The following is a 23,505-nucleotide window of genomic DNA, read 5'->3' on the forward strand; positions in this document are numbered from 1 at the left end:
TAGCTAGACCATAGGAAAAGGTACAGTTAAATAAACTTTAGTACGTGTTCTACAGCCATACTGATATCTTTGAATTGCCCCGTAACTTTTCTTATTTCGTTCTTAATCTTAAACCAATAATGTTCTATAGGATTTAAGTCTGGGCTATATGTAGGTAAGAATAAAATTCTGCACCCAACCGACTCGATTAATTCTCTTATTATATTATTCTTATGGAAGTTGATATTATCCATAATTACTGTTTGTCCAGGATGTAATTCTTTAGTTAATATAGTCTCTACATAGGTTGTAAATATTTCTTTATTACAATTTCCTTCAAATATTACTGGCGCTATAATTTGATTATTACGAAGCCCCGCTATCATACTGATCCTGGATTTATGTTGATACACTTTGTTTCCATAACATCTAGTACCTTTTATACTCCATCCATATTCTCTACAAACATTATCTTCTATTCCTGACTCATCAATGAATACTAGAGTTTCTTTAGAAATTTGCTGTATCTTTTCTATAAATTCATTCCTTAAACCAATATCCCTTTTGGGATGAAGATGACTTTTTTTTATAAGTGTAGCCTAGTAGTTTTCTATAGTAATTTATTCTAGTTCTTTGTAATCTATTACCTAGTATAATACTTAATTCTTTAGCTGTTTTATCATGATTATTAGATAATTAATTCTTCAAATTCTTTGAGATTTATTTTTGCATTATAACCCTTTGCTGGACCATAAGGTTTTGCTTTTTCCTGTTTCCCATTTAAGAGTTTTCCATCTATATATAGTGTTACGACCTATATTGAATATTTTACATGCTTTAACAATTGAGAGCCCATCATCTAGAGCTTTGAATAGTTTCATTCTTAAATCGTAACTGTAACTGCTTGCCATAATTTATTTTATTATTTATAACATATATATTAGCATAGTATGTACCTACTTACTATGGTCTAGCTATACTATACTGTCTATCAAAACAATTGACGTCGCTTAATTGTATAATGCTTCTACACCGATGTCCATGACTAGTTAACGCATCTAGTAAATTCATAATTGCATCCAAACGTTTTGGAAAAAGATGATATAACTCACTCCTAAACTGTTGAATCCCAGTATGTAGCTCTTGCATATCGTCATAGTTGTATTAATTAAAATATCAACTACATACCAATATTTGCTTAATGCAAGTTTCTTTTAATTGGGACGAATTTTATCTCCAAATATAATGCTAATTTGTCCAAAGTCCAAATAACAAAAACACTATTATTAATACACTCGTAACACAGTGATTATCAGCTATACAACGCCTTGATTAATATGAAACTCGCGTTAATAAAAAGAGCCTAAATATTACCTTTGGGATTGGTCACAAATAAAAGATATAGGAGCGAGGTTTGAAAATCTTGTAGCTTCTCACCTTTTAAAAGCCGTATATTTTGGGAACGAAACAGGGCTTAGTGATTTTGGTTTATACTATCTTCGTGATACACACAAAAGATAACCAATCTTGGATTTTAATGGAAGCAAAAGTAAGTGACCTAGCTGTTTCTTCAATCTTAAAATATTTCCATGAATTACTTAAACCTAAGTTTAGTTTTTAAGTAATTCAAAATGAACAAGCTATTTCTACCTCTTGCTTTGATAAATCGGGTTTATGGATAGTACTGGCTATTACTTTCTTATCTCAACTTATTTAATATGAATTTTTGCAAAAAAGGTAATCTGTTTAAACATATAAAGAAATTGTCATTACCAATTCGACATTTAATTATAAGCTGTATCCTCACATACCAATAAATGTAGCTGAATTGGTTATATTCACTTTATCTTCTAGCGGTCCGAGTGGCTGAGCCGGTTTTAACAATTCCGGCGTTAATATAAATTTGGTTTTTTTCTCGATATTCGATAAAAAAGGTAAATGTAAGCTATGGGAATGCTCTATCACTGCATACTTATCCCATTCCGGATATTGCCTATTTAGATTTCCTATAGGATCAGCGGGACCGTAAACCTCTATACTACCGAATTTATATTTTTTTAAAGGATATAATTCATTATCATAAAATGAACTCTTTGGATACTTATCTCGTGCCGCTAAATTAGTATATATAAATTTGTTTTGTTCTTTATGAACAATGAAAATATCTAAACAAGCTTTTTTGCATATATTATAAGCTCTCTCATAGGAAACAGTATAACCTAATTGTTCAAATTGCGGTAATATTTGTTGTAGGCGTATTTCGTCTTCATGCATAATACCGATATCTAAATCATCGTCAAAAGGAATTATGCCTTGATGTCTAACGGCTCCAAGTAGAGTGCCGCCTTCTATCCAATAATTAATATTATTCTTACCAAGTAGCTCATGAGTGTCTTTCATTAACTGATAAAGGGCAATAGCTTTTTTCTCGCTAATCCTGTATTTTTTTACTTGTTCATCACTTAAGGTTACATATCGCCAGTCATGTTCTGATATATAAGCATAAAAAAATATACCGGCAAATATAAGTAATATTAAACCTGTAATATTTTTAAAGAATAACATTGACTTTAATTTTATCATCTTTCATCTCAAATTGTATTTCTTCTGCCGATGTGACGTTTTTTAAATCTTCTGCTAATTCTGCAGATAATACTATGCCGCTAACTTCAAGCAATTTTATTGGAGCTTTTATAGATAGATTCTTCTCAGCTTTGAATTTTCTGACGATATCTAGTATTTCAATCAGCCCTTCTGCTCCTTTTGCATCGATTTTATAATTTAAGTCACCGTAATGAACCCAGTTACCTTTAACGTGAATAGAATTTTCACTATATATTATTTGGTATAATTCTTCGGTAATATAAGGCATGAAAGGTGCAAATAGTTTTAATAACGTTTGCATAACATGATATAAAGTTAATATGCTACTATATTGTCCTTGTGGATTTTTGTTTTTCTCGTCATAGCTTCTTGTTTTGCTTATTTCTAAATAATTATCACAAAATACCGCCCAAAAAAACTTTTCCGTCAGATGCATAGCATTTGCATATTCATAGTTTTGTAACTCATTTTTTGCCGTATTAACTAATTCCACTAGTTTATTAATCATCCACTGATCAAATTCGTTAGTGATTTTTTCTTTAATATCTAAAAGCTTTGTTTTTTTATCTTCACCTTTCAGTTTATCAAAATGTATAGAAACAAATTTAGCAGCATTCCATAGCTTGTTAACAAGCCTTTTGCCGTTTTTCATAACGTCTTCAGAATAGGCGGTATCAGCACCCAGCTTTGAATTTGCTGACCAATAACGTATTACGTCGGAACCATATTGTTCTAGCAGTTTTTCAGGAACTAAAACATTGTCTTTAGATTTTGACATTTTACTTCGATCTTCAGCTAAACACCAACCGCTTACCATGATGTTTTTCCACGGTAGAGTATTTTGGTGTAAATGAGCTTTTAAGATAGTATAAAATGCCCAAGTTCTGATAATTTCGTGTGCTTGAGGTCTTAAATCCATCGGAAATAATTTATCGTGTCTATCTTTATTAACAGCGAAATCATCAGAAATGCCATTAGTAGAAAGTTGAGGCGAAACGGAACTTGTTGCCCAAGTATCCATAACGTCCAAATCAGGTTCTACTTCTTCCTTACTATAACCTATAGGTAAATCTTTTAACGGATCGACAGGTAGCTGTGAAATATCGGCATATAAAATCTTGCCTTTCTCACCGACTCTTTTAGAGTACCAAACAGGAAATGGTACACCGAAATAACGTTGCCTACTGATGCACCAATCCCAGCTAATGGCATTAATCCAATTCTCTAAGCGAATTTTCATATTGTTAGGACGCCAGTTTAACTCGTTTGCTCTGTTAAGTAATGCTTCTTTATGTGATATCGTTTTAACGAACCATTGCGGGACGGTTAAAATTTCAAGCGGTGAACCTGATCTCTCAGCACATTTAACGGTATGCGTTATTTCTTCTTGTTTAATAAGCAACTCTTGTTCTTTTAAAATATCTATTATTTTTGTTCGAGCTTCTTTAATTTTCAATCCGTCTATAGAAGTTTCATGTTGGAAGTCTATTGTACCTTTTTTAGTGATAATTGTTTTTAAAGGTAGATTATGTGTCTTCCACCAAGTAATATCCGTTTGATCGCCAAACGTACAGCACATTACCAGCCCTGTACCTTTATCTTGTTGTACTAAAGGATCAGCAAGCAGTGGAACTTTCTCATTAAAAAGCGGGGTTATAGCTGATTTACCTGCTAGATGCTTATAACGTCTATCGTCAGGGTGATAAAATACGGCTACGCAAGCCGGTAATAATTCAGGTCTTGTAGTTGCTATAGTAAGCGGTTCTCCTTGCTCGGTTTTAAACGTAATATAATTCATGAAAGAGGTTTTTTCCTTATCCTCAATATCAGCTTGGGCAAGAGCTGTACCATCTACCGGATCCCATAAAATTGGTTGATTAGCACGATAAACTTCCTCTTTTTGTACTAAATCAAGAAAAGACATTTGTGATATTTTTCGTGATAACGGACTGATAGTTTGATACTCTAAACTCCAATCAACCGATAAAGCTATTTGGTTAAATAGACTTCTAAATTTTTCTTCTTCACTTGCTACTACCTCTTCGCAAATTTTTATAAACTCGTCTCTTCCCATATTATAAGCTTTGATCTGTTTCTGCTTTTCAACAAGTCTCTCGGTCGGTAGCCCATTATCGTCAAAACCCATAGGGTAAAAGATATTTTTACCGATCATACGCTGGAAGCGTACAATAAAATCTGTTTGCGTATAGCTGTAAACATGCCCGATATGTAGTTGTCCTGAAACAGTCGGAGGAGGTGTATCTACTATAAATGTTTCTTCTTTTGAAATATTTGGATCATACGCATAAATTTGTTGCTCTTGCCAAATTTGCTGCCACTTTTTTTCATTTTCGGTAAAATTATAATTTTTTGGAAATTCTTTCATAGATTTTGTAGTTGATTCAAGAATGTTATTATAAAGATTATATGTGATTATGACAATATATGCTTTTCTTTGGGAGGATATGGATATTTAGGATTTGTGTAAGTGGTGCTTGCACAATTAATTACTTTTTACAATTGAGTGGACATTTTTTTGCTATTATTACCGCCTTACTATACTCGCCCTCGGCTTTTCCTCTAGCTTCTCCTATCTTAATACCTTCTCTTCTTCCTCGTATCAGACCTTCTCCCATATATTTTTCTGCTATAGTTTTCATAATGTTATCCTTATCTTTAGATGATAAATGCTTAGTAAATACTTGTACTAATGCCGGTTGTTTTTATTCTGATAATTTTGTGTCAGTATACCACAAGAATGACCTAAGGTAAATATAACCTTTTTCTTTATCCAATATTATAATATGTTTAAACTCTGTTAAAAATTTCTCCCATAATTTTATCATTTGGACTTTGGACAAATTACCATTACATTTGGAGATAAAATTCGTCTCAATTAAAAGAAACTTGCATTAAGCAAATATTGGTATGTAAATGTAGGATTTCCGCTGGTAAGCAGGGTAATTTAGTATATATTTTTAGAATTAATAGCACACGTAACTTTTATTCCATACTTACTCCAATAGAATTAAACATATCGAAAAAAGGCGTAAAACTGAATTCGGCAATAAAATGCATTTGAGTGACGTAAAAACTCATAGAGCTTGCGATCGATATGAAGAGAAAACTTGGATAAATTCTAAAGGGAAAGAATATACTGTACAGATAAGCTACAACTTCATGGCCTAAAGATAAAAAATTTGCTGCAATCAGTGCCTTTGGTTTTAGCGGCACTAATGCACATTTAGTGTTAAGTAAACCAGAAAGAGCTAACAAAGTATTACACAAAATTTCAGGGAAACCTTTTATATTTTTATTTACTGCGCTGGATAATATGTCATTAGATGAACTTCTTAAAGATAATATTGAATTCTTGAATAGTAATGTTGATTTGGATCTTGAAAGCTTGAGTTATAGTTTGAACTGTAGAAAAAATCACTTTGATGAGAAAATATTATTTATTGCTGATTCTATTGTAGATCTGAAAAATAAAATACAATCTTATCTAAATAATAGAGAGCTAATTCAATATGAAAAGCATTATATTGATTTAGAAAATGTTCTAGAGTTTCTTTCAAAGAAAAGCTTAGATAATGATAAAAATATATATTTAAACATGTTAGAAAAATTAGCTACAGAAATATTGAGCGGAAAAAATTTAATATTTCCTCAATTTATTCACCAAATGCACAAAAAATAAGTCTACCAGAATATAAATATAAACAAAAAGAATTTTGGGTTCAAAGTTTTAGTGATATTAAACATGAGCAGGAAAATGTAAGTTTTATTTTAGATAATTTAGGAGATGAAGTTAATGAAATTCTAAGAAAGATTCTATACATAATATCCGAAAAATTAGATTACAAAATAGAAGAAATTCCAATAGATAAAACTTTAAGTGATCTTGGAGTTGATTCAATAATTGCCTTACAGATTTTAGAAAATTTTAAAACTCAATATAATGTAAATGATTCTAGTATAATTTTTGATTCGAAAAATATTGTGGACCTATCATCTAAAATTTTTAATTTAAAAAAAGAGCAAAACTCAAAGACATTTTTAAATAATTCATCGGAATCTCATTTTAGCTTTAAAAATATCCAATATAAAACCATTATAGATAAAAATATAGAATGGGTTATCTTTGGAACCGGATTTAATAAAAATATAATTCTGCTTCCACCTTTAAACACCTTTAAATACACTTTTTCATGTTTGGATACAGCAAATTAAGCTTCTTACAAAACTCGGTTATAAAATATATATTCCTCATTATCCTGGTTATTACCTCAGATTAGAAAAGAGTGTGGTAGAGCAATTATTGTTGATTTAACAGGTAGCTTTACTGATAGATTTTTTGATCCCAAATGTGATAAGATACTTAATCCTTTGCAAGAGAATACTTCAGCATGGTTACCGTGGAATGATTGTCATGCAATTTGGGATTTTAATGATATAGCCAGTAGTTTTAGTAATTATAATCCAAAATTAGATGATTTTTTTGCTAAAAGTGCTGAGTTAGTATTAGCTGAAGGATTAAGATTATATCATGATAGTAAAGATATCAAAAAGCTAATAAATACTATTCTTTATGCAAATAATAAAGAATTTGTTAGGATCTTTAAGAATAGTGCAGTAGCTGGTATAATTAGCAGTAATGCACCTGAGACTTCTTCAGGTATTCAAGCAACTATTAGTAAAAATATTGAAGCTCTGCAACATTTAAAGCCTGATGGTAGGTTTAGTATTAGAAAGTGGTTTACTGCGGACAAAGGTTGGTTATTTATAACTAATACTCCTAATCAAAGAGAATGCTACGACCACTTATTGCTGCATGGATTAGCATAGCGATAAAAGCATTAATGAATAGGAACATCAATAATACTCATAGTAATATGTGGTTTGTGATTGATGAGCTGCCAGCTTTACAAAAGATATCTTCACTCCCTATAGCTTTAGCTGAAAGCAGGAAATATGGTGGCTGCGTTGTTGCAGGTATGCAGAATATTCATCAATTAGAGGAAATATATGGTCATGCAGGAGCAGCTTCAATGCTTGATCTATTTGGTAGCAAATTTATTTTTCGAGTGAGTGATCAGCAGATAGCACATAAATCAGCTTTAATGCTTGGTGAGCAAGAAATTATTGAAACTCAAGAAAGTCTCTCATACGGAGCTAACTCCATGCGTGATGGAGTGAATATGAACCACCTAGAAAGAAGAAAATTATTAGTAATGCCTTCTGAAATTATGAATCTAGAAGATCTTACCTATTATGTAAAACTTTTGGGTAATTTCCCAATTACTAAATTACAAATGAATTTACAAACTTGATTTAAATCCAAAAACATAAAACCATTTTAATGGCATTTTTAAAAGATTTCAATTGTTTGATGGAGGGGGATACCTTATAAAGAAAAATTCTATTATAATGCCCATTTAAATCGCTAATTTAGTATTACAAGTTTTAGAGGTAAGCTGTGCATAAAAAACTTTTTTGTTATTTCAGAATTTGTATAGAGTAAATTTTACAAAAAACATATTTACTCTAAAGAACTAATAAAAGCTTCATCAAGACCTGTTACACTAGAAATTAAAGAAACATTACAACCTTGGGATAGCATTTTTTTTGCTATCTCAACTCTTTCTTCAGCTTCACCGATTTGGATACCTTTAGCTTCACCAACTTGTAAGCCTTCAAGAATACCTAGTTCTTTCCCTTCTTGTTGCCAATGCTGTGCTAAACTTCTCATAAGCCTTGTTCCTATTTCTGGATTCAACTTTGTTAATAAATTCTCTAGCTTTATTTTATCAGCTTGCTCTATCTTTGTCAAAGTATAATATAATATCATTTCTAGATAATCATAACCTATCGTTATTTTAGTTAATTCCGGTAATATATCTGATATTTCTTGCCATCTTTTTAATAATTCCCTCTCATGTATATGTTTGAGAAAAAATTCTAATATCCCTGACCATATTCTTTGTTTAAACTCCTCATCTGGTATTTCATGAACATTCACTAACTGGTAATCATTAATCCATAATTCTTTTGCTAATTTGTTATTAGCAAATAAATCCCATAAATTCCTTGCAACATTGTATTTCTACTGACCATTATAAAATATCATCGGGTATATTAATGGTAAAGTCTTAGCTTGAGGATTTTGTATTAAATGTCGCTCACAAATATTAATCATATATTTAAATAGCCTAAAAGGCATGAAATGATCTGCTTTTGATTGATGCTCGACAAGCAAAAATAGCATGATCTTCGTTAATAACCTTTTACTATATCGGCAATTTAATAGATCTGTAATTTTTATTTTGTCTAGCTCAAGATCTATACCTTTAGGTTTTAACTTTCCTATAATAGGATCTATAGTTTTTTGATGATTTTCTTGACTTCTTGCCATATATCAATCCCTACTATAATTTTATTTAAGTGTAGCAAGTAAATCGTAATAATCAAGAAAATCATCATTATTAGTTAATGCATAATCATCAAAACCTTATCAATATCAACATTATGTATCATAAATCAGATCATCAAGAAGAGGTAACTTAATTGGTATATTACAGACGATAGTAGTACTTTTACCTTTTTCACTTGTTACTTCAATCTCTCCATTTAGCTCACCAATTAGACGTTTTACAAAACTTAATCCTGATCCAAGTCCATGATATTGTATAGCAACATCAAATTTATCAATCTTTTCATGAAGATGTTTCCTGATTTCTTTAGACAGACCAATGCCACTATCATGCACCATAAATTGGAATACCATTTCTCTGTTTTGTTGTTCTGATTCTGAAACGGCTGGACTAATACCAAACATGTTCACTGTTACCACAACTTTTCCTGCTTTAGTAAAGTTAATAGAATTATCTATTAACTGTTCTAATATTGCTCCTATTCTATAAGTATCACTAATTATAGCATTTGTTAAATCATACTGAAAATTACAAGATAAATTTAATCCCTTACGTTGAGCTATTGGCATCGCTTTATCAATAATCTTATTTACCAACTGTTTTGGATCAAACTTATTTAAAACTATAGGAGGTAATCCAGAATTATTCTGTAGATAACTAAGTATATTGTTATAATAATCCAGTAATTCTTCAGCACAACTTACCACACTAGCTAAATAATCCTTTTTTTCAGGATTATCTTCTATTTCATAAAGAGCTGTTACTAATGAAAAGATTCCATTACATGGAATCTTTAATCCATGTACCATATTTTGAACCACATCTCTTTTAAATAACTCAGATTCTTTCAATTTATTATTTGCTTCTTGTAATTCTAACTTATATTTAATTATATCAGTATAATTTGTGATCGTCGAGTTAATGATGTTCTCTTCTTGCTGATATGGTATTAATGTGACAGATATGGGAGATAATTGAAGATTCCAATTTGTTTTAGTAATATTATGATTATCTTTTGGTTGATTTTGGTTATTAATTGTCATAGCATTGCCTTGCTGTTAAAGTTAAGAAAACAGCTCAGAGGTTAAAGAGATAAAATTTTGTAGTTTTTAGTTTAACCTCTGAACTAGAACTGCACCACGGCTGCTCTTAACAAGGACAGATATCACCACAATTCTGTGAAGTACAGAGGATTTAAGAGCTTTTTTGACAGATTTTTATACAATTGGGCAAACAGCTGCACAAATGAGACACAGCTAAATTACTATTGTTTATTAGCTCAACTCTTTATCCATTACATATAAATCAAAATCAGCATTAATTATGCTACAGCAAGCCTCAAGAGTTCCTTTGAATACAGCATTTTGCTGGCATTTAAACCTATTTTATACTATAATTTAGTATAAATATTTTAATAATAATTTCATGTCAGTAAATAACTCAAACAAGGCACAACCATTCCTACAATGGGTTGGTGGTAAAAGAAAAATTGCCGATCAATTAATTAAGTTTCTTCCATCAACACTGAATAACTACTATGAACCATTCCTTGGTGGTGGGGCTTTATTTTTTAAGTTAGAGATAAATTTAAACATTGCTATTTATCTGATATTAATTAGAGCTAGTGACGTCCTATAATGCGGTTAAGAAGAATCCAGATAAGGTTAGTAAACTATTAGACTCCCATAAAGAAAAACACTCCAAAGAACATTATTATCAAGTTAGAAGTAATAATGACAGTAATGACCCAGCGAAGATTACTGCAAGATTTATCTATCTTAATAGATATTCATTTAAAGGTATTTACCGAATTAATATTGATGGCAAACCAGCTCAAACTTTCTCTGGTAGGAATTATAGTAAATCTGATCTTGCCTTTAGATTAAAACAGTGTAGTCAGCTTTTAGCTGGCACATTTATTTGTGCTATGGATTTTTCTTTCATTGAACCACAAAAAGGTGATTTTGTTTATTTTGATCCTCCTTATCATAAATCAGGTGAGAAGTTTTATACCAGATTACCCTTTGATGAAAATGAGCAAACGAGACTTAAAGATTTTGCTACAGAACTCAATGATAAAAATGTTAAAATAATGGTTTCTAATAGTAATACTCCCTTTATTAGAAACTTATACAAAAATTTTAATATTAGTACTATTAAGGTTAAATATTCTATGCCCGAGCACAATAAAATATCTGATGAAGTAGTTATTACAAATTATCAATTATCACAATAGCTTAGTTATATTCAAACTTGATTAATTCAAAGCAATAATCTTGAGTCTTAAAAGCTCCTTCTAGATCTTGCATATGATGATTCCTAACATAATAATCATTAAAAGCCGTTGTTGATTTAAGGATTATTTTCTTATTGATGATATCTTCCTCTACAACTACTAATTTACTTAATACTCGAAAATCAATATATTGGTTATAACGTTCAATAAGAAATTTCCTCACTTTATACCATACTGAATCAGGATTTAATTGTTTGCTTAGCTGCAATAGATAATTTTGTTTTTCATCTTCAGTATTATTCTGCTTCGCTTCAAGCTCAGTAAATTGTATGATTTGCAACTGTCCAATACTACTGCCATAGATCATTTGTACTTGCTGTAGTATTTTATCTTGTGCATTTTCTGAAAGCATAATATTTTTAAGCAGTTTTATTTGATAGCTATTACCTACTACCTCAATAAATAAGCAGGAGCTTAGTAATTCATAAGCTGAATCAGGATCAAAACTACCAACAATTTTACGTTTTAGCTGAGCTTGCAAGCTAGTATCAAGGCTACTTTCTATCTTATCTAGGTATTGCTCTTTAGCGTTGTTTAAGTCGCTAGATTTAAACTGAAATGTAGCATTATTAGCTTTAGTAGTTTCACGTAACTCATGAGCTAAAGCTTTAGCCATATAGTTCAGTAGGACTTTCTTATGGCCAAAATGGTGATTGGAATATTCTCCTGCAAGCTTTAAGAGCAATTTGTTGATAAAATCTAGGTTAAATTCTCTATTTGATTTTACTTGCAGTAAATCAGCATCTTCTTGGCTTAATGGATAAAAATCTGCTAATTTCTTTCTTTTGAACCAGCTTTTATGATTAATAGCAGTAATTGCAGCATTATTGCTACTTGATGCTGTAGGATTATATTTTTTAGAAATGTTATCAATAACTGCTTGCAGTACAGTATTAATCCGTGTAGCACCTATTGTGATATTAGCACTAGATGAACTGATATTATCACCTTGTTGTTCATCATTGATTGATTTTATAACATTGCATTGTAAATTTGCTTCAGGTTTTTGTTCTTGTAACTGAGTTTGGTTATTGTAATTAGATTCATTTTTTTTATTTTGAAAAATTGTAGATTTGCTAGATCTAGATTTATTAGATATATTTTTATTATTATCTATATATATTGTCTCATCCAAACTTTTTTGGGGTTGAGGCAAAATTTCTTTGGGTTTCACCCCAAAGTTTTTTGGAGTTGATGTAAAATTTTTTTCATTTTCAGGAGTGATTCTCTGAGAAAATGGCTGGAAATTTCTAGCCAGCTTAATACAAGGAGTATTGCGGCATTTAATACCATATTTAATAATAGTTGCTTTATAAAACTTAATGAAGCCACTCGTTTCTAATTCAATTAGGCACTGTCTGACACGTTCTTGACAAACTCCTAAGTGTTGTTCAAAGAAATGATAGGTTTCCTGAAGTTCGTCGATACTGTTGTTATAGTAGATTTGTAAGCGGAAGACTATTAGAGATAGTAGCTGTCTTGAGGTTTTACTTAATATTTTACCACTACTCGAGACCAGATTACTCCATTCAGGTGGGATAAAATTACCAACAAAATTATAGAAAATGATTGAATTTTGATCATCAAAATTATGTGTTGTACAATCAGAAGTAAAATGTGATGAGCATATAGTGTGCATAAGACCTCGACTTAAACATCAGTTTAAAAGAGGTATTTAAGACAATTATAGTACTATTTTTAAAAACGCGAGGAGCATATAAGCAGCATACGGAGTAGGGAGGTAAAATTAGTAGATTATGAAAAGCTTGACTTTATGGTGGTGGGTGATAGGGGACTCGAACCCCTGACCTTTACGATGTCAACGTAATGCTCTAACCAACTGAGCTAATCACCCTTAGAGGTATCTGTAAAGTAATTTTAACTGATAATTAAAGAACTTATTATAGCGAAAATTAATAAGTTTTTTGCTAGAATAGCTAGTTACTTTTTCAAAAAAACTTATAATTTGTAGCAAAAAAGAACTTAATTAGCTTTAAAACTATTTTATAGATAGCCTCTTATAATTTTAAATTTTATATTTATTGCATAATGTACTAGATTTCAAGCTTTATTTCCATTATTTATAATATTTTATTATTTAGTCTATAATTTTATGGTGGATTTAAAAACTAAAGCCTTTGATATTTCTCAAAATTTTACTATTTCTCTTGATGGTCCTGCTGCTTCAGGTAAGGGGACTATCGGTTTAATACTGGCAAAGAAATTTTCTCTTAAATATTTTCAGTCAAGTATTGTTTATAGGCAGCTTGCTTTTGACTGTATTAGTCAAAAAATAGATATCACTGATATAGATGCAGTAATTGCTTTATCTAAAGAATTAAAGCTCGATAATACTAGACATCTTTCCAAAGTCGCTTATAGAGAGGAATTTAAAGGAGACACGGAACGCAGCACCGCAGCGTACACAAGCGATCGCGCAGATGCGAGTCTAGGTTCGACGTATAAATTACCTCTAGAAGTAGAGTTTGGGAAGATGTCTAACCTTGACTTAGAGAATGAGAATATAGGAGATATAGCATCGCAAATTGCTGTAATAAGTGAAGTTAGAAATAATTTAAACAAATACCTGATTAATCTAGTAAAAACAACGCCTAGAATCATTATGGAGGGTAGGGATATAAGCACTGTTGTTGCACCTGACGCCGATTTAAAGATTTTTATAACCGCAAATCCTCAAATTAGGGCTGAAAGACGATATAAACAGTTGCAAGCAAAAGGAAAAACATGTATACTCGATGAGATTTTACGGCAAATAATTTTGCGAGATAAAAGAGATAAAGAGCGAAAAGCTGCACCGTTATTACCAGCTTCAGATGCTTTAATTATCGATACTTCAGAGCTTTCGGCAATGGAAGTCGTAGAAGAAGTAACAAATTACATAAAGAATAAAATAACTTGAAAGTAACCAGTCTTGTTGCCTGGCTCAAAAAACTTATCTGTCACCCCGTGGCTTGACCACGGGGTCTAGCTTAAAATACTAATTGGTATTTTAAATTGTTTTTTTGGATACCGTGGTCAAGCCACGGTATGACATTTTGAGTACTTTTTGGTCCATGCAACAAACTTCATACAACTTTCAAAGTGCTAGGTTATTTTATTCAATTTTATTAACCTTTTAAAAAAATTTATTAGTTTAGGTTCTATGAACATTTCTAATTGATTTGCTATTTTGAGGTATTTTTTAGCGAAATTAATAAGATTTTTGCCGGAATAGTTATTCACATTTCAAAAAAATCTTATAATTTGCAGCAAAAAATAACCAAAATTAAATCTTTTTAGAAATGTTCATAGAACCTAGGGCACTTTAGCTAATATTACGAGAAAAATATGCCAATAAAACTAAAACAACGATTTGTTCCACAACTTGCAACAATTAATCACGAATTTGAAGAAGATTTTTCTAAAATGCTTGAAACCGTTGATACAAGTCATATAAAAGAAAAAACGGTAGTTAAAGGTCAAGTAATCGAAATAAAAAACGATATGATTATTGTTGACGTTGGATTAAAAAATGAAGGTAGAATACCTAAGTCTGAATTTTTAGCTTTACCTGAAGTTGGGGACGTAGTTGAAGTTTTCATCGAGAAAATTGAAGGACGTAACGGTAGAACGATATTGAGCCGTGAAAAAGCAGTTAAAGAAGAATTATGGGGACAACTAGAAATCATGTGTTCCAAGGGCGAATTTGTCGACGGTACGATTTTCGGTCGTGTGAAAGGAGGCTTTACCGTGGATTTATCCGGTGTAGTAGCATTCTTACCGGGAAGCCAAGTTGACGTTAGACCTATTAAAGATCCTACTTCTATAATGAATATCAAGCAACCGTTTAAAATTTTAAGCATGGATAAAAAGCTTGGTAATATAGTAGTTTCAAGAAGAGCTATCTTAGAAGAATCACGTTCTGAAGCTAGAGATGAGATGCTATCTAAAATTAAAGAAGGCATGGTGTTAGAAGGAACTGTAAAAAACATTACTGATTACGGTGCATTTATCGATCTTGGAAGTGTTGACGGTTTATTACATTTAACCGATATTTCTTGGGGAAGAGTTAACCATCCTTCAGAAATGTTAGAATTTAACCAAAAGGTTAAAGTAATGGTTATTAAGTTTGATGAAAAAACCAAAAGAATATCACTTGGTATAAAACAACTTGATTCTAACCCATGGGAAGCAATTAAAGAAGAGTTCCCGGTCGGCAAAAAAATGACGGGTAAAGTTACAAATTTTGCTGATTACGGCGTATTTATAGAGTTAAAAGACGGGCTAGAAGGGCTTGTTCATTCAAGCGAAATTAGTTGGTTAAAATCTAATCAGAATCCTAGAAAAACGCTAACTATCGGTCAGGAAGTAGAATTCGTAGTTTTAGAGGTTGATACCGAAAAGCATCGTGTTTCTTTAAGTATTAAACAATGCCAAGAAAATCCTTTAATAAAGTTCGCTGAAAATAATCCTGTTGGTACTGTAATTAAAGCACCGATTATAAATATTACGGATTTCAGTATTTTTGTTGCACTCGGTAATAATATGGGCGGCATGATTCATGAAAGTGATATTAGCTGGGAAGATAAAGGAACGGATCTATTAAAATCATACAAAAAAGGTGACGAAATAGAATGCAAAGTTCTAGCCATTAATATTGAAAAAGAACAAGTTAGTTTAGGTATAAAACAATTGTCGCCGAATCCATATCAAGAAATCAGTGATGAATATAAAAAAGGCACAATAGTTAAAGCCCTTATAACAGAAGTTAAAGATGATGGACTCGAAGTATTATTAAACAATAAAGTAGCAGGTTTTATTAAAAGAACTGAACTATCGGATGAAAAAGACGAGCAGAAGCCTGAAATGTTTAAAATAGACGAAGAAATAGAAGCAAAAGTTGTTTCTATCGAGAAATCAACCGGTAGAATTTTATTATCGGTAAAAGCTCATAAAATAGCAGAACGTCAAAAAGCTCTCAAAGAATATGGTTCTAGTGATAATACTACCAATATGGGAGATATACTTGCTAATGCTTTAGAAGATAAGAAGTAATAATCTATAAGTCATTGCGAGGAGAAACTGTAAGTTTCGACGAAGCAATCTCAGGAGTTCTATGCTACTTCATGAGATTGCCACATCGGTTCTCGCAATGACGAAAAGCTATTTAATTCATCAATTTCAGGAGAAAATATTAATGTCGTATGTACCGATAGTAATTGAACAAACATCACGCGGTGAACGTGCTTATGATATATATTCAAGATTGCTAAAAGAACGTATAATCTTTGTATGTAGTACTGTTGAAGATCATATGACAAACTTAATTGTTGCACAATTATTGTTTCTTGAAGCAGAAAATCCTAAAAAAGATATATATATGTATATCAATTCCCCCGGAGGAGTTGTAACCGCAGGTCTTGCGATTTATGACACAATGCAATATATAAAACCTAAAGTGGCTACATTATGCATAGGTCAAGCTTGTTCTATGGGTTCACTTTTACTTTGCGGAGGCGAGAAGGGAATGCGTTATAGTTTACCTCATAGCCGTATTATGATCCATCAACCGTCAGGAGGTTATAAAGGACAAGCTACCGATATAGAAATCCACGCTCAAGAAACCCTAAAAATCAAAAGGTTACTTAACGAATTGTATAGTAAACATACTAGACAAGAGTTAAAACATATCGAAAAAAGTATGGAACGTGATAATTTTATGTCACCGGAAGAAGCAAAAAAATTTGGAATAATAGATAATATAATTTCTTCTAGAGATGCTATGACAATGTCAGCAAAATAAAGATTAAATTTTATAAAAAAATCTTATAGATTTAGTTTTATTATTATATAAGAGAATTAATTTGTTATAGTCAATTCAGTGGGATTTGCATATAAGGAGCGAAGAGTTAAGCCTAAATAATGGGATAGCGACGAGTGACGATGTAGGCGAGTCCAAATCAATTGACTATATTGGGGTCATAGCTCAGTTGGTAGAGTTTGAATGTCAACGTAACGGCTTGTTTCGCCCTACTTTTTTGCTTTTTTCTTATACACTAATTTATAGCTCATAACCCTAATGTTAATAGTACTTTTCTTGGGTGCCAAAAATTATAGCTTAACTGTAGTAGAGTTACAATAATTTGTCAATCTCTAAAAAATATTAGAAATGTGAAAACAACATGTGGATATAATGAGCATATAGCAAGTCAAATTTTATTATCAATTTTTACCTTGCAATCTACTTGGACCATTTGAATTTACGAATAAATAATTACAATTATTAGTTGATTACATTAAAAAATAAGATAAGTTAAGTTTTTGTAATTATATTGGATATAGAATTTGCTATTACAATTAAAACATATTACAGTTTAAGTATATATTTAGTTAAGCTGTGGTAGGTAATATTATGCCAGTTAGATCATTACTTTTTACTAAAGAGATACTTCAGGAGATTAAAGCCCCAGAAGAAAAGCGAGATATATATAAAGATACCAAAGAAAAAGGATTATTGCTAATCGTTTCATACGGTGGTAGTAAAATATTTTATTTAGGGGTAGTACTTAGCAAAAAGTATCATAGAATCAAAATAGGAGTATTTCCTGATCTATCCATTACTGATGCTAGAGCCAAAGCATCTGAATTAAAGGGTGAGATTGCCAAAGGATATAATCCTATAGAAGAAAAAGCTAGATTATCTAAAGAGCCTACCTTTAAAGAGTTTTATGACAGATACCTTGATGAATACAGTAAAATTAATAATAAAAGATGGAAGGATTATGCTGCTTCTGTCAATCGATATGCTAGGCATTTATATAATAGAAAAATATCTACGATTCAAAACACAGATATTCAAGAGTTATTTAATAACCTAACTAAAACTGGTAAATATGGAGCCAATAGATTTCTTGAAATATTAAGACCTATGTTTAGCAAAGCAATAGAATGGGAATTGATTAAGGTAAATCCAGTTATTGGGATACAAAAGCATAAGGAACAATCTAGAGACCGTTATTTAACTAGAGAAGAAATACCGCAGTTTTTTGCAGCAATAGCAAAGAGAACAACGAGGTAATGAAGGATTTTTTCTTAATAGCTTTATATACATCAGTTCGTAAAGATAATTTACTTACTATGAAGTGGGAACAAGTAAGTTTTACTGACAAACAATTATATCTGCCAGAACCTAAAAATGGTAAGTCTCATTCTTTACCTTTGTTAGATCAAGCATTAGAAATATTAAAAGCAAGAAAAGAGCAATCTACTAGTAAATGGGTATTTTCAAGTGAGACCAGCAGTAGTGGTCACTTGCAAGAGCCAAAGAAGGCATGGAGCAGAATTTGTAAAAAAGCAGTTATAGAAAATTTAAGGATTCATGATTTAAGAAGAACAATACCAAGCTGGATGGCAATGACTGGAGCAAATCAATATGTTATTGGGCAACTACTCAATCATATGGATCCAAGATCAACTGCAGTTTATGCTAGACTGGCGAATGATACTGCTAGAGAATACATGCAAAGGGCAATTGATGCAATGATCCCGAAAGTGCAACAATGATGGAAGTTTTTGGATTTTATGTTTGAGAATAAAGTAAAATTAGCTAAAAAATCTCGAAATATCCATAATATAGTTATTTCACTAATTATAGGTATTACTTTAGGTATAACAATTGATCATAGTATATTAAATCTATTAGTTAGTCCTGATGTCCAAACTGCTCACTCTACTCAGAATGAGATGAGTATACCAAGTAAAATTATACCAGAAGAGTCACGAGCAATTGTGATGCCTTCTAGTAAAATTGATACATGCTTTACTCCCCCATCCGGTTGTAGCAAAGTTATCACTGCGATAATAGATAAGGCGAGCACCTCTATATATGTTCAGGCATATGGTTTTACTGATGTTGATATAGCAGATTCCTTAATTGCAGCCCATAAGCGAGGTGTACAAGTTAAAATCCTATTAGACAAAAGCAATTTATACTCTAAATACTCCAAGCTTGCTAAAATTAAATCAGCAGGAATTGATGTATTAATCGATAACGTACCTGGTATTGCTCATAACAAAGTTATGATTATTGATGAGTACACAGTAATTACTGGCAGCTTTAATTTTAGTAAGAATGCAGATTATAAGAATGCAGAAAATGTAATTATTATCAATGATCCAATAGTAGCAAGACAGTATTTGCAAAATTGGCTATCTAGAGAACATGTCAATAACAATCTTACTAAGCAAGATTAATTTTTTCCTTTGTGGGATAAGAGATTTATAGTATTTAGGAAGAAGAAACATATAATGAAGTTACCATCACAACCTAGATAAGACATATTAGATGTTATAAGCAAAATATAGTCATAAAATCATTTATGGTATATAATATATGGGTATTATCACCACTCATTTTACAGCTAATATATGTTTACCGTCAACATAAAAAGCTTTCAAAAAACAAAAATCTTTTTATCAGCAAGTCATAAATAACATTCCATCTCCCAATTAACGCAGTTTCAAGTTAAATAATAGCTTTTTTATTTTTGATATAAAACTTCACTGGCAATGTCCAAATTAGGATGTTAATGTCATGATCTATAATGTCTATCAAGCTCGTTAATATGAACAATAATTGCTCTAATCAAAGATTATACTGGTCACTATCTACTTCCTTAAAATATATGGGTTTAAGCTTAGATGAGTGGTTTGTCGTATTACTTGGGATAGTACCTGGAATAGTTTTGCTTAATAGCGGGAATGCCAAGCTTGGGGTCATGTGCATTATTATCGGTATTACGCTCTGCTATATGTTTAAGAAGTTTAAGAAAGTATCAGAATATTTTGTGCGTAAGAGTTATTTAGTAGCTAAGAAATGGCTACATGCTCCTACTTCTTATCCTAATCTACTTGGTAAAAAAGTAGGTAAGTAGTTGGAAAAAAGTAATGGATCATTTATTTAAGCAAAGCTCTATTCAAGAATTAGTTAAATATAACAAGAGATTATTACTGATTACATTATTACTTGCACTTACTTGCTTACTTAGCATGATCAAAGTAATTACTAAAGAAGATCAATGGTTATTAATTCCAGCCATAGAGCCAGATCGCAGGATGATAGTATCATCAAAAAGCTATCATGAGACTTACTTAAGAGAATGGGCTGTTTTTGTAATGAAAGAATTATTTACTACTTCACCCGAGGAGGTAGAGCGTCAAATAGCTGATTTAAAAGTGGTGTCTAGTAATACGGAGCAGCTAGGTAAATTCTTTAAAGAGCATTTACAATTTGTGAAAGGCTCAAATGTATCATCAGTATTCTTTCTTAAGAAAACAAAGATTACTAAAGATGGAGTATTAATAAATGGCACATTTCGTTATTGGTTTTCTGAGAATAAACATATCTCAGCTGATAAGACATATCTTTTATCCTATAAGCGAGGAGCTAATCATTTATTACTGCTAACTGGTATTAAATAGGAGGGAAATAATCATGAATAGTTTTAAATCGCAAATATCAAAAAATTAGCATTCATATTTATCTTACCATTAATATTTTTTAGCAGTGCTTTTGCAGAAAATACCACTAGTATTGTTAATGAAAAACCACAACCAATAGATCCACAAAGCAAGATTCAAGATCCCAATATTTTAGCAGAAGAGTATTTTAATATTGGAAGATCTCTTTATAAATTAGGTAAATGCAGCAGCTTATAATAATAAAGGTAGTGCATTAAATGACTTAGGAGAATACCAAAATGCAATAGAAAATTTTGATACTGCTCTTAAATATAATCCTAGATATCCGGAAGCTTATTACAACAAAGGAATATCTTTGATGTCTTTATGGCAACATCAGGAAGCGATAGAAAACTATGATTTAGCTATTAAATATAAATCTGATTATGCAGATGCTTACAACAATAAAGGTGCAGCTTTAATAAACTTAGGAAAATATCAAGAAGCAATTGAAACCTGTAATATAGCCATTAAATATCAGCCCAATTGTGTAGAAGCATACTATAACAAGGCTATCTCTTTAAACATATTAAAAAAACATCATGAAGCAATAGAAAATTGTGATTTAGCAATCGAATATGATCCTAATTATATAGCATCATACTTAGAAAAAGGAGTATCTTTTAGAAAATTAGGTAAATATGAAGAAGCAATTAAGAGCTACGACTTAGCTATTAAGTATAAATCTGATTATGCTGAAAGTTACTTAGAAAAAGGTATTGTTTTAGTTAATTTAGGTAAACATAAAGAAGCTAAGGAAAATTTTAATTTAGCTATTAAATACAAACCTAATCTTATAGAAGAATATGAAGCAATAATTAAAGCTTTAAGAAAATTAGGTAATGATCTTATGGCTGATGAGTTTGAAGAAAAATTAAAGATAATAAAAAATAATTTGTAATTCTATGCAACCACAAAATCAAAATAATTTTACTCGTGGTTCACAAATTTTTGCTCATCAGATGAGAATGCTTGGGCAAGGCAGTATAATGCTTTAATAGTTGGATTGGTATTTACTGTATCTTGGCTAATATGGCGAGTATTTCAGAAATTATCTTTGATAAGTCTATATTATTTTATCATAGAACGATACGTACAATTAAAACTTGCTATAGGAGAATATTTTTATCCTACAAATAAGTATTCAATTCTATTATTTAGAGCAAAAAGCTTGGGTTTACCGTAATGCTGAAGAATTTGTTCATAAATTCTGGCATATTACACCACATTCGCATAATATCAATCAATTTGGGCAATTCTTATTGCATTCAGCTTGGCAAGAAGGTATTATTACTTTTACTATTGGTCTATTTACTGCTATCATCTTTTTTATGTATTGAGGTAAAAAAGCTGTTATCCAAGATAAGATTAGGGGAGCAGATTTTGTGGAAGCTAAAACTTTAGCAAAAATGCTTTATAAAAACAAACAAGCTGCTAACATTTGTTTTTCTGGATTGCCATTAGTTAAAAATAGTGAAAGGAGATATATTCTTATTACCGGTACTACAGGTAGTGGTAAAACTAACATGTTAAATGAGCTGTTACCTCAGATTAGAAAAGAGTGTGGTAGAGCAATTATTGTTGATTTAACAGGTAGCTTTACTGATAGATTTTTTGATCCCAAATGTGATAAGATACTTAATCCTTTGCAAGAGAATACTTCAGCATGGTTACCGTGGAATGATTGTCATGCAATTTGGGATTTTAATGATATAGCCAGTAGTTTTAGTAATTATAATCCAAAATTAGATGATTTTTTTGCTAAAAGTGCTGAGTTAGTATTAGCTGAAGGATTAAGATTATATCATGATAGTAAAGATATCAAAAAGCTAATAAATACTATTCTTTATGCAAATAATAAAGAATTTGTTAGGATCTTTAAGAATAGTGCAGTAGCTGGTATAATTAGCAGTAATGCACCTGAGACTTCTTCAGGTATTCAAGCAACTATTAGTAAAAATATTGAAGCTCTGCAACATTTAAAGCCTGATGGTAGGTTTAGTATTAGAAAGTGGTTTACTGCGGACAAAGGTTGGTTATTTATAACTAATACTCCTAATCAAAGAGAATGCTACGACCACTTATTGCTGCATGGATTAGCATAGCGATAAAAGCATTAATGAATAGGAACATCAATAATACTCATAGTAATATGTGGTTTGTGATTGATGAGCTGCCAGCTTTACAAAAGATATCTTCACTCCCTATAGCTTTAGCTGAAAGCAGGAAATATGGTGGCTGCGTTGTTGCAGGTATGCAGAATATTCATCAATTAGAGGAAATATATGGTCATGCAGGAGCAGCTTCAATGCTTGATCTATTTGGTAGCAAATTTATTTTTCGAGTGAGTGATCAGCAGATAGCACATAAATCAGCTTTAATGCTTGGTGAGCAAGAAATTATTGAAACTCAAGAAAGTCTCTCATACGGAGCTAACTCCATGCGTGATGGAGTGAATATGAACCACCTAGAAAGAAGAAAATTATTAGTAATGCCTTCTGAAATTATGAATCTAGAAGATCTTACCTATTATGTAAAACTTTTGGGTAATTTCCCAATTACTAAATTACAAATGAATTTACAAACTTGATTTAAATCCAAAAACATAAAACCATTTTAATGGCATTTTTAAAAGATTTCAATTGTTTGATGGAGGGGGATACCTTATAAAGA

The 23,505-nt window shown here is 31.1% G+C and carries 12 protein-coding genes, 1 tRNA gene and 8 pseudogenes; 13 read left to right on the top strand and 8 right to left on the bottom strand.

The annotated features are described in order from the left end of the window. Window positions 1–26: 26 nt before the first annotated feature. The 4 genes and pseudogenes from RMONA_RS08480 to RMONA_RS11230 all read right to left on the bottom strand — a co-directional run bounded on the left by RMONA_RS08480 (window position 27) and on the right by RMONA_RS11230 (window position 5,243). Window positions 27–890: pseudogene (locus RMONA_RS08480) on the bottom strand (IS630 family transposase). Between the two features lie 892 nt (window positions 891–1,782). Beyond that, window positions 1,783–2,562, bottom strand: a complete 780-nt coding sequence (locus RMONA_RS04815; protein WP_023507907.1) for a LicD family protein — start codon at window positions 2,560–2,562, stop codon at window positions 1,783–1,785. Then, a complete protein-coding gene (locus RMONA_RS04820) occupies window positions 2,531–4,969 on the bottom strand; it encodes a valine--tRNA ligase (protein WP_023507066.1) in 2,439 nt (812 codons plus the stop codon). The genes RMONA_RS04815 and RMONA_RS04820 overlap by 32 nt, the downstream gene beginning before the upstream one ends. A gap of 121 nt (window positions 4,970–5,090) precedes the next feature. Continuing rightward, window positions 5,091–5,243 carry a hypothetical protein gene (locus RMONA_RS11230; protein ID WP_023507065.1) on the bottom strand — a complete coding sequence of 51 codons (153 nt, stop codon included), beginning with the start codon at window positions 5,241–5,243 and terminating at the stop codon, window positions 5,091–5,093. Between the two features lie 524 nt (window positions 5,244–5,767). Here RMONA_RS11230 and RMONA_RS04830 point away from each other — a divergent pair. The 3 genes and pseudogenes from RMONA_RS04830 to RMONA_RS04840 all read left to right on the top strand — a co-directional run. Next, window positions 5,768–6,283 (top strand): annotated as a pseudogene (locus RMONA_RS04830) (CurL C-terminal domain-containing protein); the annotation flags it as partial. 182 nt (window positions 6,284–6,465) lie between these two features. Then, window positions 6,466–6,816 carry an acyl carrier protein gene (locus tag RMONA_RS11480; protein ID WP_410526358.1) on the top strand — a complete coding sequence of 117 codons (351 nt, stop codon included), beginning with the start codon at window positions 6,466–6,468 and terminating at the stop codon, window positions 6,814–6,816. A 39-nt stretch (window positions 6,817–6,855) separates the two neighbouring features. Next, window positions 6,856–7,916: pseudogene (locus RMONA_RS04840) on the top strand (type IV secretion system DNA-binding domain-containing protein); the annotation flags it as partial. A 209-nt stretch (window positions 7,917–8,125) separates the two neighbouring features. Here the strand turns inward: RMONA_RS04840 and RMONA_RS09670 are convergent. Both RMONA_RS09670 and RMONA_RS04850 read right to left on the bottom strand, forming a co-directional pair. After that, a pseudogene (locus tag RMONA_RS09670) lies at window positions 8,126–8,998 on the bottom strand (Rpn family recombination-promoting nuclease/putative transposase). A 111-nt stretch (window positions 8,999–9,109) separates the two neighbouring features. Further along, on the bottom strand, window positions 9,110–10,060 hold the full coding sequence (locus tag RMONA_RS04850; RefSeq protein ID WP_023508329.1) for a sensor histidine kinase: 951 nt from the start codon (window positions 10,058–10,060) through the stop codon (window positions 9,110–9,112). 382 nt (window positions 10,061–10,442) lie between these two features. Here RMONA_RS04850 and RMONA_RS04855 point away from each other — a divergent pair. Beyond that, window positions 10,443–11,253: pseudogene (locus RMONA_RS04855) on the top strand (DNA adenine methylase). A 1-nt stretch (window position 11,254) separates the two neighbouring features. Here RMONA_RS04855 and RMONA_RS04860 read toward each other — a convergent pair. Together RMONA_RS04860 and RMONA_RS04865 are read right to left on the bottom strand one after the other, a co-directional pair. After that, window positions 11,255–12,952 carry a hypothetical protein gene (locus RMONA_RS04860; RefSeq protein WP_023508328.1) on the bottom strand — a complete coding sequence of 566 codons (1,698 nt, stop codon included), beginning with the start codon at window positions 12,950–12,952 and terminating at the stop codon, window positions 11,255–11,257. A gap of 139 nt (window positions 12,953–13,091) precedes the next feature. After that, window positions 13,092–13,168: transfer RNA gene (locus RMONA_RS04865), tRNA-Val, on the bottom strand. Between the two features lie 258 nt (window positions 13,169–13,426). Between RMONA_RS04865 and RMONA_RS04870 the strand changes: the two genes are divergently transcribed. The 9 genes and pseudogenes from RMONA_RS04870 to RMONA_RS08510 all read left to right on the top strand — a co-directional run bounded on the left by RMONA_RS04870 (window position 13,427) and on the right by RMONA_RS08510 (window position 23,422). Beyond that, complete coding sequence (locus tag RMONA_RS04870) at window positions 13,427–14,233, top strand: (d)CMP kinase (RefSeq protein ID WP_023508327.1); 807 nt, start codon at window positions 13,427–13,429, stop codon at window positions 14,231–14,233. 428 nt (window positions 14,234–14,661) lie between these two features. Further along, window positions 14,662–16,368 (top strand): 30S ribosomal protein S1, encoded by a 1,707-nt coding sequence (locus tag RMONA_RS04875; protein ID WP_023508326.1) that lies wholly within the window; start codon window positions 14,662–14,664, stop codon window positions 16,366–16,368. 142 nt (window positions 16,369–16,510) lie between these two features. Beyond that, window positions 16,511–17,116, top strand: a complete 606-nt coding sequence (gene clpP, locus RMONA_RS04880; protein WP_037231890.1) for an ATP-dependent Clp endopeptidase proteolytic subunit ClpP — start codon at window positions 16,511–16,513, stop codon at window positions 17,114–17,116. A 594-nt stretch (window positions 17,117–17,710) separates the two neighbouring features. Then, window positions 17,711–18,876 (top strand): annotated as a pseudogene (locus RMONA_RS04885) (tyrosine-type recombinase/integrase). Window positions 18,877–18,894: 18 nt separating this feature from the next. Beyond that, window positions 18,895–19,566, top strand: coding sequence for a phospholipase D family nuclease (locus RMONA_RS04890; protein ID WP_023508322.1), 672 nt, complete (start codon window positions 18,895–18,897; stop codon window positions 19,564–19,566). Between the two features lie 371 nt (window positions 19,567–19,937). Beyond that, the gene (locus tag RMONA_RS04895) at window positions 19,938–20,246 is read left to right on the top strand and encodes a hypothetical protein (RefSeq protein ID WP_023508321.1); all 309 of its coding nucleotides are present in this window, start codon (window positions 19,938–19,940) and stop codon (window positions 20,244–20,246) included. A gap of 13 nt (window positions 20,247–20,259) precedes the next feature. Next, window positions 20,260–20,793, top strand: coding sequence for a TraE/TraK family type IV conjugative transfer system protein (locus RMONA_RS04900; protein WP_023508320.1), 534 nt, complete (start codon window positions 20,260–20,262; stop codon window positions 20,791–20,793). Window positions 20,794–20,820: 27 nt separating this feature from the next. Continuing rightward, window positions 20,821–21,733 (top strand): annotated as a pseudogene (locus tag RMONA_RS11235) (tetratricopeptide repeat protein). A gap of 4 nt (window positions 21,734–21,737) precedes the next feature. After that, window positions 21,738–23,422 (top strand): annotated as a pseudogene (locus RMONA_RS08510) (type IV secretion system DNA-binding domain-containing protein). The last annotated feature ends 83 nt before the right edge of the window (window positions 23,423–23,505 follow it).

The organism is Rickettsia monacensis, from assembly GCF_000499665.2.
Taxonomy (GTDB): domain Bacteria; phylum Pseudomonadota; class Alphaproteobacteria; order Rickettsiales; family Rickettsiaceae; genus Rickettsia; species Rickettsia tamurae.

Excerpts from the sequence above, each read along its gene's own strand:
- RMONA_RS04815 (WP_023507907.1), bottom strand. The coding sequence starts at position 2,562 with ATGATAAAATTAAAGTCAATGTTATTCTTTAAAAATATTACAGGTTTA.
- RMONA_RS04820 (WP_023507066.1), bottom strand. The coding sequence starts at position 4,969 with ATGAAAGAATTTCCAAAAAATTATAATTTTACCGAAAATGAAAAAAAG.
- RMONA_RS11230 (WP_023507065.1), bottom strand. The coding sequence starts at position 5,243 with ATGAAAACTATAGCAGAAAAATATATGGGAGAAGGTCTGATACGAGGA.
- RMONA_RS04850 (WP_023508329.1), bottom strand. The coding sequence starts at position 10,060 with ATGACAATTAATAACCAAAATCAACCAAAAGATAATCATAATATTACT.
- RMONA_RS04860 (WP_023508328.1), bottom strand. The coding sequence starts at position 12,952 with ATGCACACTATATGCTCATCACATTTTACTTCTGATTGTACAACACAT.
- RMONA_RS04870 (WP_023508327.1), top strand. The coding sequence starts at position 13,427 with ATGGTGGATTTAAAAACTAAAGCCTTTGATATTTCTCAAAATTTTACT.
- RMONA_RS04875 (WP_023508326.1), top strand. The coding sequence starts at position 14,662 with ATGCCAATAAAACTAAAACAACGATTTGTTCCACAACTTGCAACAATT.
- clpP (WP_037231890.1), top strand. The coding sequence starts at position 16,511 with ATGTCGTATGTACCGATAGTAATTGAACAAACATCACGCGGTGAACGT.
- RMONA_RS04890 (WP_023508322.1), top strand. The coding sequence starts at position 18,895 with ATGTTTGAGAATAAAGTAAAATTAGCTAAAAAATCTCGAAATATCCAT.
- RMONA_RS04895 (WP_023508321.1), top strand. The coding sequence starts at position 19,938 with ATGAACAATAATTGCTCTAATCAAAGATTATACTGGTCACTATCTACT.
- RMONA_RS04900 (WP_023508320.1), top strand. The coding sequence starts at position 20,260 with ATGGATCATTTATTTAAGCAAAGCTCTATTCAAGAATTAGTTAAATAT.